The sequence below is a fragment of the Nocardia higoensis NBRC 100133 genome, assembly GCF_000308595.1.
GTDB classification, from domain to species: domain Bacteria; phylum Actinomycetota; class Actinomycetes; order Mycobacteriales; family Mycobacteriaceae; genus Nocardia; species Nocardia higoensis.
The window spans coordinates 1-16,930 of the sequence record NZ_BAGA01000078.1 but is presented as its reverse complement, the minus strand read 5'-3'; the positions used below and the strand labels follow the sequence as shown (position 1 = coordinate 16,930).

10 protein-coding genes are annotated in these 16,930 nt (G+C 71.1%); 3 read left to right on the top strand and 7 right to left on the bottom strand.

What is annotated here, in order from left to right:
* Positions 1–141 precede the first annotated feature (141 nt).
* Positions 142–2,322, top strand: coding sequence for a malate synthase G (locus tag ON26_RS13935; RefSeq protein ID WP_040796550.1), 2,181 nt, complete (start codon positions 142–144; stop codon positions 2,320–2,322).
* Between the two features lie 295 nt (positions 2,323–2,617).
* Here the strand turns inward: ON26_RS13935 and ON26_RS13930 are convergent, their stop codons facing one another.
* The 7 genes from ON26_RS13930 to ON26_RS13900 all read right to left on the bottom strand — a co-directional run bounded on the left by ON26_RS13930 (position 2,618) and on the right by ON26_RS13900 (position 11,098).
* Positions 2,618–3,361 (bottom strand): PaaI family thioesterase, encoded by a 744-nt coding sequence (locus tag ON26_RS13930; RefSeq protein WP_040796549.1) that lies wholly within the window; start codon positions 3,359–3,361, stop codon positions 2,618–2,620.
* 108 nt (positions 3,362–3,469) lie between these two features.
* Positions 3,470–4,411, bottom strand: a complete 942-nt coding sequence (locus ON26_RS13925) for a 3-methyladenine DNA glycosylase (protein WP_245545850.1) — start codon at positions 4,409–4,411, stop codon at positions 3,470–3,472.
* Between the two features lie 85 nt (positions 4,412–4,496).
* Positions 4,497–5,561: a hemolysin family protein gene (locus ON26_RS13920; RefSeq protein WP_040796548.1), complete on the bottom strand. Its 1,065-nt coding sequence runs from the start codon at positions 5,559–5,561 to the stop codon at positions 4,497–4,499.
* Entirely contained in the window at positions 5,554–6,948 is a 1,395-nt protein-coding gene (locus ON26_RS13915; RefSeq protein ID WP_040796552.1) for a hemolysin family protein, read from the bottom strand. The genes ON26_RS13920 and ON26_RS13915 overlap by 8 nt, the downstream gene beginning before the upstream one ends.
* A gap of 250 nt (positions 6,949–7,198) precedes the next feature.
* Positions 7,199–8,635 carry a GuaB1 family IMP dehydrogenase-related protein gene (locus tag ON26_RS13910; protein ID WP_040796547.1) on the bottom strand — a complete coding sequence of 479 codons (1,437 nt, stop codon included), beginning with the start codon at positions 8,633–8,635 and terminating at the stop codon, positions 7,199–7,201.
* 85 nt (positions 8,636–8,720) lie between these two features.
* Complete coding sequence (locus ON26_RS13905; protein ID WP_040796546.1) at positions 8,721–9,596, bottom strand: DMT family transporter; 876 nt, start codon at positions 9,594–9,596, stop codon at positions 8,721–8,723.
* A gap of 17 nt (positions 9,597–9,613) precedes the next feature.
* The gene (locus ON26_RS13900; protein WP_040796545.1) at positions 9,614–11,098 is read right to left on the bottom strand and encodes an FAD-dependent oxidoreductase; all 1,485 of its coding nucleotides are present in this window, start codon (positions 11,096–11,098) and stop codon (positions 9,614–9,616) included.
* Between the two features lie 215 nt (positions 11,099–11,313).
* On the opposite strand from ON26_RS13900, the gene ON26_RS13895 reads away from it, so the two are divergent.
* Together ON26_RS13895 and ON26_RS13890 are read left to right on the top strand one after the other, a co-directional pair.
* Entirely contained in the window at positions 11,314–11,919 is a 606-nt protein-coding gene (locus tag ON26_RS13895) for a UdgX family uracil-DNA binding protein (protein ID WP_040796544.1), read from the top strand.
* A gap of 59 nt (positions 11,920–11,978) precedes the next feature.
* Positions 11,979–16,697 (top strand): cation-translocating P-type ATPase, encoded by a 4,719-nt coding sequence (locus ON26_RS13890; protein WP_051027055.1) that lies wholly within the window; start codon positions 11,979–11,981, stop codon positions 16,695–16,697.
* The last annotated feature ends 233 nt before the right edge of the window (positions 16,698–16,930 follow it).

Genomic DNA, 16,930 nt, shown 5'->3' with positions numbered 1-16,930 from the left:
TTAAAGCGGTCGGCCGCCGCGATCAAGAGCCCGCTCCGCCAATCCGCAGTTACGCCCTCGGCCCTGGAAAATCGGTCCACTACCGGTGGGTAATATGAATCCCGTCCTTTCCCACCCGGCTTCTCGGAAATGAGGCAGTAGATGACAGAGCGGATTCAGGTCGGCGGGCTCCAGGTGGCCACGGTTCTCCACGACTTCATCGAGAACGAGGCGCTGCCCGGCTCCGGCGTAGATTCCGCCGCGTTCTGGGCGGGTGCGGAGCAGGTGATCAACGATCTGGCTCCGCGCAACCGCGCCCTGCTGGCCGAGCGCGACGAGATCCAGGGCAAGCTCGATGCCTGGCACGCCGAGAACCCCGGCGCCGGCTACGACAAGACGGCCTACAAGAACTACCTGACCGAGATCGGTTACCTGCGGCCCGAGCCCGCCGATTTCACCATCGGCACCGAGAACGTCGACGCCGAGATCGCCACCACCGCGGGCCCGCAGCTGGTGGTGCCGGTGATGAACGCGCGCTTCGCGATCAACGCCGCCAACGCGCGCTGGGGCTCGCTCTACGACGCGCTCTACGGCACCGACGCCATCCCGGAGACCGGCGGCGCCGAGAAGGGTTCCGGCTACAACCGGGTCCGCGGCGACAAGGTCATCGAGTGGGCGCGCAACTTCCTCGACGACGCGGTCACCCTGATCACCGGCTCGCACATCGGCTCGACGTCCTACAAGATCGTCGACGGCGAGCTCGAGGTCGGCCTCGAGGACGGCACCGAGATCGGCCTGGCCGACGCCTCGCAACTGGTCGGCTACCTGGGTGATCCGGAGTCGCCGACCTCGATCCTGCTGAAGCACAACGGCTTGCACATCGAGATCCAGATCGATCCCGAGTCGCCGATCGGCAGCACCGACACCGCGGGCATCAAGGACATCGTGCTCGAGTCGGCCGTCACCACCATCATGGACTTCGAGGACTCGGTCGCCGCGGTCGACGCCGAGGACAAGGTGCTCGGCTACCACAACTGGCTCGGCCTGATGACCGGCACGCTGGCCGAAGAGGTCAGCAAGGGCGGCAAGACCTTCACCCGCACCATGAACCCCGACCGCGTCTACACCGCGCTCGACGGTTCGGAACTGGTCCTGCACGGCCGTTCGTTGCTGTTCGTGCGCAATGTCGGCCACCTGATGACCTCCGACGCCATCCTCGACGCCGAGGGCAACGAGGTGCCCGAGGGCATCCTCGACGGCCTGGTCACCTCGCTGATCGCCAAGCACTCGCTGCGCGCGGACGTCGCGCTGAAGAACAGCCGCACCGGCTCGGTCTACATCGTCAAGCCGAAGATGCACGGCCCCGACGAGGTGGCCTTCGCCAACGAGCTGTTCGACCGCGTCGAGGACGTGCTCGGCCTGCCGCGCCACACCCTCAAGGTCGGCATCATGGACGAGGAGCGCCGCACCACGGTCAACCTCGAGGCCTGCATCGCCGCCGCCAAGGACCGCGTGGTGTTCATCAACACCGGCTTCCTCGACCGCACCGGCGACGAGATCCACACCTCCATGGCGGCCGGGCCGATGGTCCGCAAGGCGGATATGAAGTCCCAGCAGTGGATCCTCTCCTACGAGGACTGGAACGTCGACACCGGCCTGATCACCGGCCTGTCCGGCAAGGCGCAGATCGGCAAGGGCATGTGGGCCATGCCGGACCTGATGGCCGACATGCTGGTCCAGAAGATCGGTCACCCCAAGGCGGGCGCCAACACCGCGTGGGTGCCCTCGCCGACCGCCGCCACCCTGCACGCCACCCACTACCACCTGGTGGACGTGTTCAAGCGGCAGACCGAGATCGCCAAGGGCGGCCCGCGCGCGACCGTCGACCAGATCCTGGAGATCCCGCTGGCCGCCGATCCCAACTGGACGGCCGAGGAGAAGCAGCAGGAGCTGGACAACAACTCGCAGTCCATCCTGGGTTACGTGGTGCGTTGGATCGACCAGGGCGTCGGCTGCTCCAAGGTGCCCGACATCAAGGACATCGCGCTGATGGAAGACCGTGCGACGCTGCGCATCTCGAGTCAGCTGATGGCCAACTGGCTGCGCCACGGCATCGTCACCGCCGACGAGGTGGTGGCCAGCCTGCAGCGGATGGCCCCGGTGGTGGACCGGCAGAACGCCGGTGACCCGAACTACCGTCCGCTGTCGCCGGACTTCGACGGCAGCATCGCGTTCCAGGCCGCCAAGGAACTGATCCTGGAAGGCACCACGCAGCCCAACGGCTACACCGAGCCGATCCTGCACCGCCGCCGCCGCGAGGCCAAGGCCGCCGCGCGGGGCTGATCGCCGCGAGGCCGAACAGAGCCCGGCCCGGAACTCGACCGTGCGTGCGAGGCCGGGGCGCAGTGGGGCGGCCGATGCCGCTACCCTGGGCCTCGCACGTGCACATCGAGAGGTTAGGTATACATGGGAAGCGTCGTTCTCGACATCGTCGCCTTGGTCACCAACCGCGCCGCGGAGTTCTGGAATTGGCTCGCGACCGGTTCCGCGGGTTTCCCCCCGCTGTGATCCTGGCTGACACCAGCGATTTCGACCCCCGGCCCGCAAGGGCCGGGGGTCGTTTCGTTTCCGGGGAGTTCTACACCAGCGCGGGCGACCCGGGTTCGCGCGGCTCGATCCACAGTGCCTCGGCCACCGCGCACAGTTCGCCGGCGGCGGTGGCCAGGGCGACGCCGACGGTGTGCTTGCGTCCGTCGACCGCCACCGGCCAGGCGAAACTCGTGTGCGCGACACCGGTTTCCACCGGGGCGAGCACCGTCGCGGTGAGTGCGGCGGTCACCGCGCCCATCGCCATCCGGTGGTAGGCGAAGCCCGCCCAGGCGCCGGGGCAGTCGAGGGCGGCCCAGACGTTCTCGATCGACAACAGGCCGTCGGGCCCGGCCAGCCCCGGATCGGGCGTCCACGCCGAGACGACCAGACCACGCTCGCGCAAGGTGCAGGGGAACAGGCGCAGGCCTTTTCCGGGCGGGCAGCCGGACCCGCATCCGTAACAGTGGGTGAACAGGCGTTTCTCGGATTTCAGTCCGCGTTCGGTGGCGGCGACGACCTCGTCCCATTCGGGGCAGGACGGCACGTCGAGATCCAGGCTCGCCGGATGCGCCTCGGTGAGAACGGCGCCCGCCGCATCGGTGAGCGCGGTGCCGCCCCGGTCGGTGCGGGCCAGCGACAGCGGTGTGCCGACGGGCACCCTGCCGCGGAAATCGACGCGCTGGGTGGCGCCGGGGGAGCGCTCGGCCAGCGCGCCCGCGATGTACCCGCCGAAGGCGACCTCCGGGTAGCCGAACACGTGCTCGGGCACGGTGATCCGATCCAGTTCGATCATGCGCGGTGCGTCCGTCCTTCCCAGCGCTCACGGGCGGCCGCGTCGCGTGCATCGCCCGGCTCCGACGATACGGGCGCCCGGTTCGGGACCACTACCGGGGATCGGCCGCTACCCGCGGACGGCGGCCGTGCCGACGGGTGCGGCGGACTGGTCGAGCAGTCGCTCGCAGACCTCGATCAGCCGGCGGCGCAATGCCCCGGCACGCTCGGTGAGGGCCAGCTGGCTGCGCACGTAGTCGGAACGGCCCGACGGGGTTTCGATGCGGACCGGTTCGTAGCCGTAGTCACGCAAGTCGTAGGGGCTGGCGCGCATGTCCAGGTCGCGGGCCGCGCAGGCCAGCTCGAAGCAGTCCAACAGCAGATCGGAGTCGACCAGCGGCAGGAGCTTGAAGCACCATTTGTACAAATCCATGTTCGCGTGGAGACAACCGGGCTGCTCGGCGGCGATCTGGTCGTCGCGGGTGAGCGGGGCGGCGTTGCGCCCCACCGCGTCGGGGGTGAAGAAGCGGAAGGCGTCGAAATGGGTGCAGCGCAGCGACATCGACTCCACCACCGCGTCGGTGCCCGCACTGCCCAGGCGCAACGGCACCTGCTGGTGGCGGACGTCGTCGGTGCGGTACACCATGGCCCATTCGTGCAGGCCGAAGCAGGACAGGTGCGGTGGTCGGGTGGCGGTGGCCCGGAGCAGTTCGGCGACGAAGCGCACGGTGTCGCGTCTGCGGTTCAGGAAAGCGGGGTCGGCGGTGTGGACGTCCTCGTCGATCCGGTGGTAGCCGCGCGCGCCCTCGTACTCGCGCGCGCCCGCCAGCGCGACGCCGAAGCCGGGATGCCAGCGGCGTAGTTGTGCGGGTTTCTGGCCGTAGTAGGTGAACAGGAAGTCGATGACGGGATGGGACTCCCCGGCCGCGCGCCGCTCGAGATACGGGCCCGCGAGTTCGTCGAAGCGCGCGCGATGTGCGGCCGCCCTGGCTCGCCATTGCGTTTCGGCCAGCACGATCACCGCGGCCCGTTCCCTTTCGTCACTGCTGTCCATCGCCCTGCTGCTGTTCATCGCCCTCGATCATCTCGCACCCGTGAAGCACGGCCGCCGCGCCCTCCGACGAGGGCGCGGCGGCGACTGCGCGGGTGCGGCCGGATCACTCCGCGTTGCGGTGGGTGGTGTCGCGGACGGTGCCGACGAACTCCTCCACCAGATCCTCGAGCGCGACGATGCCGCAGGTGTTGCCCCGGCTGTCGACCACCCGGCCGAGGTGGCTGCTGGTGCGGCGCAACCGGGCCAGCGCCTCGACCAGCGGGGTGCCGATGGTCAGGGCGGGCAGCGGGCGGATATCGGTGCGCGGGATCGGTGTGCCGGGCCCGGCGGACTCGTCGGCGACCTTGTCCAGCACGTCCTTGACGTGCAGATAGCCGACCAGCGAGCCGTCGCCCGCGCGCACCGGATAGCGCGAGAAGCCGGTCTCGGCGACGGCGGTCTCGATGTCGCCCAGGGTGGTGCCGCTGCCGCGCAGCGGGATCGACCTGGTGGCGGCCAGCGGCACCATCACATCGGCGACGGTGCGCTCGGAGGTGCCCAGCGCCTGGGTCAGCCGCCGGTGCTCCTCCTCGTCGAGCAGCCCCTCCGACCGCGACTCGCCGATCATCTCGGCCAGTTCGACGCTGGAGACCGTGGCGTCCAGCTCGTCCTTGGGCTCGATGCGCAGCATCCGCAGCGTCAGGTTGGCGGCCAGGTTGTAGAGCGCGATGAGCGGGCGGGCCAGCCGCAGGAACACGAGGTGGATCGGCACCAGCAGCAACGCGCTGCGTTCGGGGCCGGCCAGCGCGATGTTCTTCGGGATCATCTCGCCGAGCAGGATGTGCAGGATCACCACGATGGCCAGCGCGATCGCGAACGACACCGGATGCAACAGCTCATCGGGCATGCCCAGCGCGTGGAACGGCTTCTCCAGCAGGTGCGCGACCGCCGGTTCGCCGACGCGGCCGAGCAGGATCGAGCAGATGGTGATGCCCAGCTGCGCCGCGGCCAGCATCATCGACAGGTTCTCACCGGCCTTGATGACGGTTCTGGCGTTGCGCTTGCCCTGGGCGACCATCGCCTCGAGCCGGTCCCGGCGCGCCGAGATCAACGCGAACTCGGCGGCGACGAAGAAGGCGTTGCCCGCCAGCAGCACGAAGGTCAGGACCACTCCGAAGAGATCACCCATGGTTGTTCTCCTGGAGTGTGCGCGGCAGCAGGTTCTCGGCGGGGACAGGGATCAGCCGGACGCGGTCGATGCGCCTGCCGTCCATGCGCTCCACGCGCGCGATCCATCCGCCGTGGCCGGCGTTCTCGTCGATCTGCTGATGGTGCGAGGCCGCCGAGCTCGGCAGCACCACCTCGTCGTCGACCTCGGGCATGCGGCCGAGCATGGTCAGCACGAGGCCGCCCAGCGTCTCGTACTCGCCCTCGGGCGCTTCGTAGCCGGTGGCCCGGCCGACCTCGTCGATGCGCAGCAGGCCCGAGCAGTCCCAGCCGTCGGACGTGCGGCGCACGTCGAGTTCCTCCTCGTCGTGCTCGTCACGGACGTCGCCGAGGATCTCCTCGATCAGATCCTCCATCGACACCAGGCCCGCGGTGCCGCCGTATTCGTCGACGACCAGCGCCACCTGCATGCCGTGCGCGCGCACCCGCTCGAGCAGCTCGTCACCGTCGAGGCTGGCGGGCACCGCGGGCACCGGCGTGGCCAGCGCGTGCAGCGGAATGGTGCGCCGCTCGCTCGCCGGATGGGCGAAGGCCTGTTTGACGTGCACCACGCCGAGTGTGTTGTCCAGGTCGCCGTCGATGACCGGGAACCTGGAGTAGCCGGTGCGCTCGGCGGCGGCGATCAGATCGGCGATGGTGTCGTCCTTGTCCAGCGACTCCACCTTCACCCGCGGGGTCATCAGCTCCTCGGCGATGCGCTCGCCGAACTGCAGCGAGCGATCCACCACCAGCGCGGTGCGCTGGTCGAGCGAGCCGCGCTGGGCCGAGGTACGCACCAGCGAGCCCAGTTCCTGGGGGGAACGCGCCGAGCGCAGTTCCTCGGCGGGTTCGACGCCGACCCTGCGCACCACCCAGTTGGCGGTGTTGTTGAGGAAATGGATCATCGGCTTGAACACCACGGAGAAGCCGACCATCGGGGCCGCGGTCGCGCGGGCGGTGGCCATCGGCTTGGCGATCGCGATGTTCTTGGGGACCAGCTCGCCGTAGATCATCGATAGCGAGGTGGCGATGATCAGCGCCAGCGCCAGCGACAGACCGCTCGCGGCGCCCTCGGACAGGCCGAGCACGGCGAACAGCGGCCCGAGCAGCCGCGCGATGACCGGTTCGGCGATGTAACCGGTGATCAGGGTGGTGATGGTGATGCCCAGCTGCGCGCCGGAGAGCTGGAACGACAGGGTGCGATGGGCCTGGCGGACCATCCGTGAGCGCACATCGCCCGAGCGGGCGGCGGCCTCGACGGTGCTGCGTTCCAAGGCGGTCAGGGAGAATTCCGCGGCGACGAACAAGGCCGTGCCGGCGGTCAGGGCGATGAAGCCGAGAATGCTGAGGATCGTCAGAACGGTGGACAAGGTCAGCACCGTCCAGGGGGAGCGTTATCGGGGAGTGCGCCGGGTTTGTCACCCGGCTCGGTAGAGGAGCCCTCCTGAGTGGCGCCCTCGGACGCGGGTGGCAACGTGTTCCCTTTCGACGTGGCAGCGTTGTGCCGTGTGACGTGAGACCGGGGACAGCCCGGCAACCATCATGTTACCGGGCTGTCGCCGCCGCGCCGATCCGATGTGTCGGCGGGTTCGCTTCGTTCGGCGCCGGGCGCGGGTCCGTTCACCACCCGCCGGGCAGCGGCCGTCCCTCCGCGAAGCCCGCCGCCGACTGCACGCCGAGCACCGCACGCTCGTGAAACTCCGGCAGTGTGCGCGCGCCCGCGTAGGTGCACGCGCTGCGGACGCCCGAGCAGATGTGGTCGATGAGATCTTCGACACCGGGGCGTTCGGGGTCGAGCCGCATCCGCGAGCTGGAGATGCCTTCCTCGAACAGCGCCTTGCGGGCCCGGTCGAAACCGCTGTCGGTGGCGGTGCGGGCGGCGACGGCCCGCTTGGAGGCCATGCCGAAGCTCTCCTTGTAGGCATTGCCGTCGCGATCGACCCGCAGATCGCCCGGGGATTCGTAGGTGCCGGCGAACCAGGAGCCGATCATCACGTTGGAAGCGCCTGCCGCGAGTGCCAGCGCGACATCACGCGGATGGCGGACGCCGCCGTCGGCCCATACGTGCACGCCGGCCTGTTTCGCGGCGGCGGAGCATTCGGCCACCGCGGAGAACTGCGGGCGTCCGACACCGGTCATCATCCTGGTCGTGCACATCGCGCCAGGGCCGACGCCGACCTTGATGATGTCCGCGCCCGCCTCGGCGAGATCGCGCACGCCCTGGGCGGAGACGACATTGCCCGCGACCAGCGGGACGCCGAGGCCGAGCCCGGCGACAGCGGCCAGCGACTCGAGCATCTTCTCCTGGTGGCCGTGCGCGGTGTCGATGACCAGCAGATCGGCCCCGGAGTCCACCAGGGATTTCGACTTGGCCGCGACGTCGCCGTTGATGCCGACCGCGGCCGCGACGCGCAGCCCGCCCTCGGCGTCGACGGCGGGCTGGTAGATCCCCGCTCGGATGGCGCCGGTGCGGGTCATCACTCCGGCCAGCGAGCCGTCCTCGGCGGTGAGCACGGCCAGGTGCGCGTGCCGGGACTCGAGCAGATCGAAGAGATCACGCGGGGAGGTGCCGGCCGGAGCCCGCACGAAGTCGCTCTCGGCGATCTCGCTGAGCCGGGCGAAGCGGTCGACATCGGCGCAGGCCGCCTCGGTGACCACCCCCACCGGCTTGCCCGCCTCGACCACCACGACCGCGCCGTGCGCGCGCTTGTGCATCAGGGCGACCGCTTCGGAGACCGAGCGGTCCGGCTCGAGCGCCACCGGGGTGTCCGCGGTGAGCGAGCGGCTCTTCACGAAGGCGATGGTGTCGGCAGCCGCGCCGAGCGGAATGTCCTGCGGCAGAACGACGATGCCGCCGCGCCGGGCGACGGTCTCGGCCATGCGCCTGCCCGCCACGGCGGTCATGTTCGCCACGACGAGGGGGATGGTGGTGCCCGATCCGTCGACGGTCGACAGATCCACGTCGAACCGCGACGCCACATCCGTCCGGTTCGGGACGAGGAAGAGATCGTCGTAGGTCAGGTCGTAGGGCGGCTGGTGTCCGGGGAGGAACTGCACTCGACCGATAGTAACGACGAGCGGGCGGGCGCGCCGGATTCCGCGCGGAGTCCGTGCACAGGGGCAGAGCGGTGCACCGGCGGCGTCAGTCGGCGGCCTCGGCCCGCGCGAGGGCCACGGCGGTGACGCACAGGACGAGCACCGCCACCGGCACCACGACGAGCGCGAGCCCGTCGGTGCGCAGGCTCTCGTCGAGCACGGTGAGGCCGAGGTACGCGGCCGCCAGCGGCTCGGCGACGGTGGCCGCCGGTAGCGCGGCGGTGAGACTGCCCGCTTGAAAAGCGCGCTGCTGCAGGTAGACACCGATGAGGCCGGCGGCGATCAGCGCCCAGGTCTGCCAGCTGCTCAGCACCGCGTCGAGGCCGTCGGCGAACCGGCCCGCCACGAAATCGGTGAGCGCCGCGGCCAGGCCGAACAGCGCGCCGCCCGCCGCGCCGAACAGCAGTGCGGCGCGGGCTCCGCCGGATCGGGGGCCCGTGTCCGCGAAGCGCCTGCGGCCGGCGCTCGCGACGAGCACCGCGATCAGAACGCTACCGAGCAGCACGGCCAGCGGAATCAGCCAGTGCCGCAGCGGCGCCGAAGGGTTGCCCGCGGTGGGTCTGCCGACGAGCAGGAAGGCGGCCAGCGCGACGACGAGCAGCAGCGCCAGGCACCAGGTCCGGCCCGCCACGCGCCGCCCGTCGATACGGGCGGAGAGCGGGAGCGCGAACACCAGCGCGGTGACCAGCAGTGGTTGCACGATCAACACCGGGCCGAGGGCGAGCGCGGCCACCTGCAGTCCGTAGCCGCCCCCGTCCGCGCCGATTCCCGCCAGCCACCGCGGATTCCGCACCAGTGAGCCGACCAGCGACTCCTCCTCGGGGACCGCGGCCGCGGCTCGCTGCTGGGCCACCGCCGCCACCGCGAACATCGCCGCGGCGGCGAGGGCCGCGACGGCCGACCAGATCGGATGATCGCTCACCGTCGCGGCCCGCCGCGCTACGGAGCCAGCGGCCGGGTGGCCGGTCCCTCGAGGACGGTGCCGTCCGTGGCGAAACGGGAGCCGTGCAACGGGCAGTCCCATGACTTCTCGGCCGAATTCCATCGGACCACGCCGTACAGATGCGGGCAGATCGCCGACACCGTGGTGGTCACGCCGTCCACCGTCGCGGTGGCGGCCGGGCGCAATCCCTGCCGGTGTACCCGTCCGCATCCTTCGGCGGGCCGGTCGCCGGATCCGTCGCCGAGCAGGCCGGACAGCCACCCGGTGGTGAGATGTTGCAGCACAGCGGTATTGGCGGTGGCGGCCGCGGTGATCGACCGCAGGTCCGGTGGTCGCCAGGTCGTGAACACCCGCGCCCAGTCCGGCGGGGCGCCGGTGATGTGCCCGGTCAGCGTCAGCGCGGCGGCGACCCCGTTCGTGAGCCCCCATTTCGCGTATCCGGTCGCGATCAGAATGCGGTCACTGCCGGGCAATACGGGCCCGGCATACGGCAGTTCGCCGACCGGCGTGTAGTCCTGGGCGGACCAGTGCGTGAGGGGTTCGGCGGTGGGCAGGTGGCGCCGCGTCCACTCGATCAGGTCGTCGACCAGTCGGGTGGTGTCCCCGGCGCGCCCCACCTCGTGGCCGTTGCCGCCGACGAGAAGCAGTTCGCCGTCGTCGGCCGGGACCGTGCGCAGCGATCGCGTCGGCGAGTCCGCGCTGATGAGCATGTCGCCCGGTATCGGCTCGCCGACGCGGAACGAGCTCAGATAGGAGCGCTGGGCGGTCACCCGGGCGAAGAATCCGCCGCGATCGAGGAGGGGGGCGCCGGTCGCCAGGATCACCGTACCGGCGCGCAGGTCGTCCCGATCGGTGTGGACGAGGTGGTCGCCGCGCGGTTCCCAGCCGACGCCCCGCACGCGGGTGGACTCGAAGATCGGGACGGATCGCGCCTCGAGTTCGGCGGCCAGTGCGCGCAGCAGGGCCATCGGATCCAGCTGGGCCTGATCGGCCAGTCGCACTCCGCCGTGGAAGGGGAACGGGGTGTCGAGGTCGTCGACGTACTCGGTGGGCAGTCCGGCCGCACGGGTGATCTCGAGTTCGGCGCGGATGTCCCTGGTCGCGGAGGCGTTCTGGGCGTAGGTGATCGCGGCACGGTGCTGCACATCGACGCCGTGCGAGTCGCAGAAGTCGAGCAGCCAGCGTTGGCCCGCGCGGTTGGCGTCGAGGTAGGTGCGCAGCGCGTCGAGGGAACAGTGGCGGGCGATCCGGCTGCCGCGCGTGCTCTGCAACAGGCTCACCTTGCCCGTGGTGAGGCCGGTCGTTCCGACCCCGATCCGCCTGCCTTCCACGACGGCCACGTCCTTGCCCGCCTCGGTGAGCAGCAGCGCCGTGACCAGTCCGGTCAGGCCTGCCCCGACGACCACGAAGTCGTGGCGCAGGCCGGGCGGAAGCGGCGGGCGGGTGGCGGTGTCGCCGGCTTTCGACCAGATGGACGTCATACGGGCCCCTGTCCCTGTTTCGAATTCCCGTGTTACCCGGCAGGTTGCGTCGACTCGCCGGATACCCGCAGGTCCCGGGCCGAAACACCGGTCCGTGCAAGCGGGTGGGCGCGACGCGGCCTGATCGCCGACGGGGTGAAGATCCGCTCAGGGGGTATCGCATCCGGTGCCGGACGCGATCCGGCCGGAGGACTCGACGGAAGGGGAGATGGACGATGACCGGCGCGACCGACTATCTCCCCGCAGGCGAACCCACGCTGAGCGGCCTCGCGCACGCGGCGGAGGGCTGTCACGGCTGCGATCTGTACCGGAACGCGACGCAGACCGTCTTCGGTGAAGGACCGGCCCGCGCGCGGATCGTCATGATCGGCGAACAGCCCGGAGATCAGGAGGACAAAGAGGGCCACCCGTTCGTCGGCCCGGCAGGCACTCTCCTGGAGCGGGCGCTGACCGAGGTGGGGATCGCGCGCGAGGAGGTCTACCTGACGAACGCGGTGAAGCACTTCAAGTTCGTCGAACGGGGAAAGCGGCGCATCCACAAACAACCGGGGCGCACCGAGATCGTGGCCTGTTCGGCATGGCTGGACGCCGAGCTGCGGGTCGTCCGGCCGAGCGTAGTCGTGTGCCTGGGCGCGATCGCCGCGAAGGCGATCCTCGGCTCGTCCGTCAAGGTGAGCCAACAGCGCGGGGTGGTGGTCGAGCAACCGGACTACCAGGTCGTCGCCACGGTCCACCCCGCGGCGGTGCTGCGTGCGTCCGACCGGCGCTCGGCCTACGACGCCTTCGTCGCCGACCTGAGGGGCATCGCGAAGCTCGGATGATTCGGTCTCGCCCCGGTAGCTGCCCGTTTTGCCCATGGTGACCGGGGTAGGCGCGGAGCATGGGTGTCTCATTGCGTGCGGCGACTTCGTCCTGGTGGCTGGAAGCGCCGCGTGTCGTCGCGGCCGATCTGGCACGTGCGGGGGTGCAGCTGGCGGCGAAGGCGACGACGACCGCGGTCGAGGCTCCGGCGCGGGTGGTGGACGCCGGGATCAGGGCCGGGACATCGGTGGTGGAGTTCGGCCGCGACGTCCGGGCGGGTCACGAGCTGGGCGCACTGCTCGATCCGCATCTGCGCCGCTCGCAACGCCGGGTCGCGGTGCACGGGGACCGGGCGACGGTCGAGGTCCGCGGCTTGACGACGAGCAAGAGCGACGCGGTGGTGCGCGCGCTGAGCGAGCACCTGACGCGCCGGGAGGCGGTGCGATGGTGGCGGGTCAACGCGGTCACCGGTCACGTCGTCGTCGCGCTCGAGGACGGCGCGCAGAGCCTGCCGGAACTGCTGTCGGCCGTCGAGTCGGTGGAGGCCGACGCCGAGGTCGACGACCTGGACTGGAGTCGCACGGTCGAGCATCCCGACGACCGGGAACCGTTGCTGGCGGCGGGCATCCAGGTCGCGGGCGATGTGTGCGCGATGGCGCTCTCCGGCGTCGGGGCGCTGACGCCGCTTCGAGGTCCCGCACGGGCGCTGCGCGCTGCGGCGGCGTTCACCGACACCCAGCCGCGCGTGCGTAGGGTGCTGGAACAACGACTGGGACGTCCCCGCACCGATCTGTTGCTCACCACCACGAACGCGGTGGGCAACGCCCTCGGCGACCGGGCGGCGCGCGGTGTCGTCGACCTGATGGTCGACACCGCGCAGCGAAGCCTGATGTTCACCGAGGCGCTGACGCGCTATGCCCGGTGGCAGCGATGGGAAGCCGAGATGGGCATTCGCCCGCCGGAGATTCCCATCGCGCTACCCCGGCGAAGCCGCCCGGCGGAGGCGCCGCGTGGGCCGGTGGAACGGGTCGCGGACGAGGTCGCGGAGGGCTCGATGGCCGGGGCGCTGGCCACGGTACTGGGGCGACGCGGGATCGTCGACACCACCAGCGCACTGGAACTCGGCGCGCCAAGGGCGGCGCGCGCCTGCCGTGAGGCGTACAGCTCGACCGTCTCGGCGTTGATGTCGCGCGCGGGCGCGCTGACGCTGCATCCGGGGATCTGGCGGCGATTGGACCGGTTGTCGGCTCTGGTCGTCGATGGCGACACACTGCTGACCTCCCATCGCGTGGTCCTCGATGCGGAACCGGTCGACGAGAGCTGGACGCCCACAGAGGTCTGGAGCGCGGCCCAACGGTGGCTGTGGCACGGCGCGGACATCCCGGGGCGCGGCAGCACGGCCCTGGTGCACCTCGGCACCGGGCATCCCGACCGGGGCGTGACCTCGAAGCCGGTATGGCGGGAGGTGCGCGAGGACGGTCAGCCGGTCGGAAGGGTGCTCATCGGGCGTGAACTCGACGAACGGGCGCATCTGCTGCTGCGGCAGGCGCGCGGCGCGGGCCTGCGGGTGGTGCTCGTGGGCGGCGCCGACACGGTCGAATTGAGTTCACTGTGCGACCAGTTCATCGATCGTGCCCGGTCGATGAGCAAAATCGTGCGCGAGTTGCAGGAAAGCGGCCATATGGTCGCGATTCTCAGCCCGCGTGCGCACAAGGCCATGGCCGCCGCCGATGTGGCGATCGGGCTGGCGCGCCGTGAGCACGGCGTGTGGCAGATCCCGTGGGCCGCCGATGTGGTCTGCCGGGACATGCCCCAGCTGCAGCGGGTGCTCGCCGCGGTCGCGCCCGCGCGCGCGATGAGCGAACGTGGCCGCTCGCTGGCGCTCTCGGCGGCCGCGCTGGGTGGTCTGTTGCTGGCCGTATCGCCCCAGGGGCGCAACAGTGCCGTGCCGATGACCGCGGCGCACTACACGGCCCTGGTCAGCGGCGTCTTCACCGGGATTCGCGCGGTGCGCGCCCAGCCCGAGGTCATCCTCGCGCCGTCGCTGCCGTGGCATTCGCTCGAACCCGAAGAGGTGCTGACCCGGCTGCCGGAGCCTGCGCCGCTGTCCGAGCGCACCGGCGTCGCGAGCGCGCGACGACATCCGGTGCTCTCGTCGTCCGCGTCGTTCGCGCGCCACCTGCGCGGCGAACTGGCCGATCCGCTCACGCCGATCCTCGGGGTGGGTGCGGCCGCGACCGCCATCCTCGGCTCCTCGGCGGATGCCCTGCTGCTGACCTCGGTGCTGGCCGTCAACGCGGTCGTGTCCGCGCGACAACGGCAGCGAGCCGAGAAGGCGCTGGACCGGTTGCTGGAGACCGAGCGCCTCACCGGCCGCCTCGCGGACGACATCGGCGAGGACTCCCCGGCGGCGCCCGAGGTGCCGGCGGACCTGCTGATGATCGGGGACGTCATCATCGTGCGCGCGGGTGACGTGGTGCCCGCTGATGCCCGTCTGCTGCGGGTGGACGACCTCGAGATGGACGAATCCGGCTTGACCGGGGAATCGGTGACCGTCGAGAAGAGCGTGGCCGCGGCGCCGGGGGCGGCGGTGGCCGACCGGACGTGCATGATCTTCGAAGGCACCACCGTGGTCAACGGCACCGGATGGGCGGTGGTCGTCGCGCTCGGGACGGAGACCCAGGCGGGCCGCGCGGCGACGGGCGCCGTACCTCCCGAGAAGGGCGGTGTGCAAGCGCAATTGCGCCGGCTGACCGATCGGGTGTTGCCACTCACCCTGACCGGCGGCGGCGTGGTCACCGTGCTCGGCGTGCTGCGCGGGCGGGTGCTGCGCACCGCGATCGCCGACGGTGTGGCGGTGGCGGTCGCGGCGGTGCCCGAAGGGCTTCCGCTGGTGGCCACCGTCGCCCAGCTGGCCGCGGCCCGGCGGCTGTCGCGTCACGGGGTGCTGGTCCGGGCCAGCCGCACCGTCGAGGCACTCGGACGTGTCGACACCCTGTGCTTCGACAAGACCGGCACGCTGACCGAGGGACGGCTGCGACTGGCCGCTCTGGCGGATTCGGATGAACAATGGTCCCCGGACGCCGACTCCGCCGCCGCGCGCAGGCTGTTGCGCGCCGCGGCCAGGGCCTGCCCGGATCCCGGCGACGGCCCGGTCGTGCACGCCACCGACCGCGCCGTGCTCGACGCCGCCGCCGTGCTCGGAAACGACGACCGATGGGATTCGATCGAGGAGATCCCGTTCGAATCCAATCGCGGATATGCCGCCGCGCTCGGCCGCACCACCCGCAAGCTCCGGTTGGTGGTGAAGGGCGCCCCGGAAATCGTGCTCGCACGGTGCGCCCGGGTGCGCACCGGGGCCGAGGGCACCGGGCCGTTCGGCGAGCGACAGCGCGAGCGCGCCGAACGGATGGTGCACGAGCTGGCCGAGCAGGGGCTGCGCGTGCTCGTGGTCGCCCGCCGGGACCTGTCCAGGGAACCCGACGATGTCGAGCGGATGGTCGGCGAACTCACCCTGCTCGGCTTCCTAGGTCTGACCGATCTTCCGCGGCCGCAGTCCCGGGCGATGGTGGAGGCAGTGCGCGAGAACGGGATCAGCGTCCGCATGATCACCGGCGATCATCCGGTGACGGCGCAGGCGGTGGCGCGCAAGCTGGGCATCGAGGCCACGGAGGTCGCCACCGGGGCGGATTTGGACGGACTCGACGAGACCGCGGAATGCGCGTTGATCGATCGCAGCACCGTGTTCGCGCGGGTCGATCCGGCGCAGAAGGTCAGGATCGTCGCCGCGCTGCGCCGCGCGGGTCACGTGGTCGGCATGACCGGTGACGGCAGCAACGACGCCGCCGCCATCCGGACGGCCGATGTCGGTATCGGGGTCGGCGCGGCCGGTTCGGTCGCCGCGCGCAATGCGGCCGATCTGGTGCTCACCGAGCCCGACCCGCTGGCGCTGCTGCACGCGCTGGTGGAGGGGCGTGGCATGTGGCAGCGGGTGACCGACGCCGTGGGCGTGCTCGTGGGCGGCAACGCGGGCGAGGTGGCCTTCACGCTCTACGGCACCGCGCTCAGCGGCGAGGCGCCGCTGGGTACCCGCCAATTCCTGCTGGTGAACATGCTGACCGACATGTTCCCCGCGATGGCGTTGGCCCTGTCGCCCGAGCGTGACGACGAGGATGCGGAAGCCGCCGACGATCCGGTCGCGCAGGCGCGCCTGGCGTCGGATCGGCTGGCCGCCATGCCTCCCGCCGTGCTCGGGGCCGATCTGATCAGGACCCTGTCGATCCGCGGAATCGCCACGGCCTCGGGCGCTTCGGCCGCCTGGACCATCGGGCGCTACACCGGCACCCGGCGCCGCGCCGCCACGATCGGCCTGGTGGCTCTGATCGGTACCCAGCTCGGCCAGACACTGCTCTCCGGTCACCGCAGCCCGCTGGTCTGGGCGACGATCGCCGCGAGCGGAGCCGTTCTCGGCGCCGTCGTCATGACTCCCGGGTTGTGCACCTATTTCGGTTGCCGCCCCCTCGGCCCCGTGGGCTGGGCGATCGCGGGCACCTCGGCGGCCGCCGCGACCGCGACCGCCGCGTTCGCACCCGCATTGCTCGTCGGCAGGCAGGAGCAGGCCGCCGTGGAGCAGGCCGGCGTGGAGCAGGCCGGCGTGGAGCAGGCCGATGCGGAGCAGGCCGATGCGGAGCAGACCGACGCCGAGCAGCCCGACGCCGAGCAGACCGATGCGGAGCAGCCCGATGCGGAGCAGACCGACGCCGAGCAGCCCGACGCCGAGCAGGCTGCCGACGAGTAGCCGATTCCCGTCCGGCGCCGTCGTGCGTGCCTTCTCCGGCAAGGCCGTCGCATCCGGCTGCGAACTCCGGAAAAGCCGCTGTCGCCGTGCCGATTTCCGCCGACCAGCCGGTGGATCACCTCGTGCATGTCGTGCGGGGTGCGAGGGGACTTACCGAGCGGTACCGGCGCCCGGGGCTCCTCGGCCACCCGAGCATGGTTGCGAAGAGATTGCTGAATGCCGCGGCTCCGCAC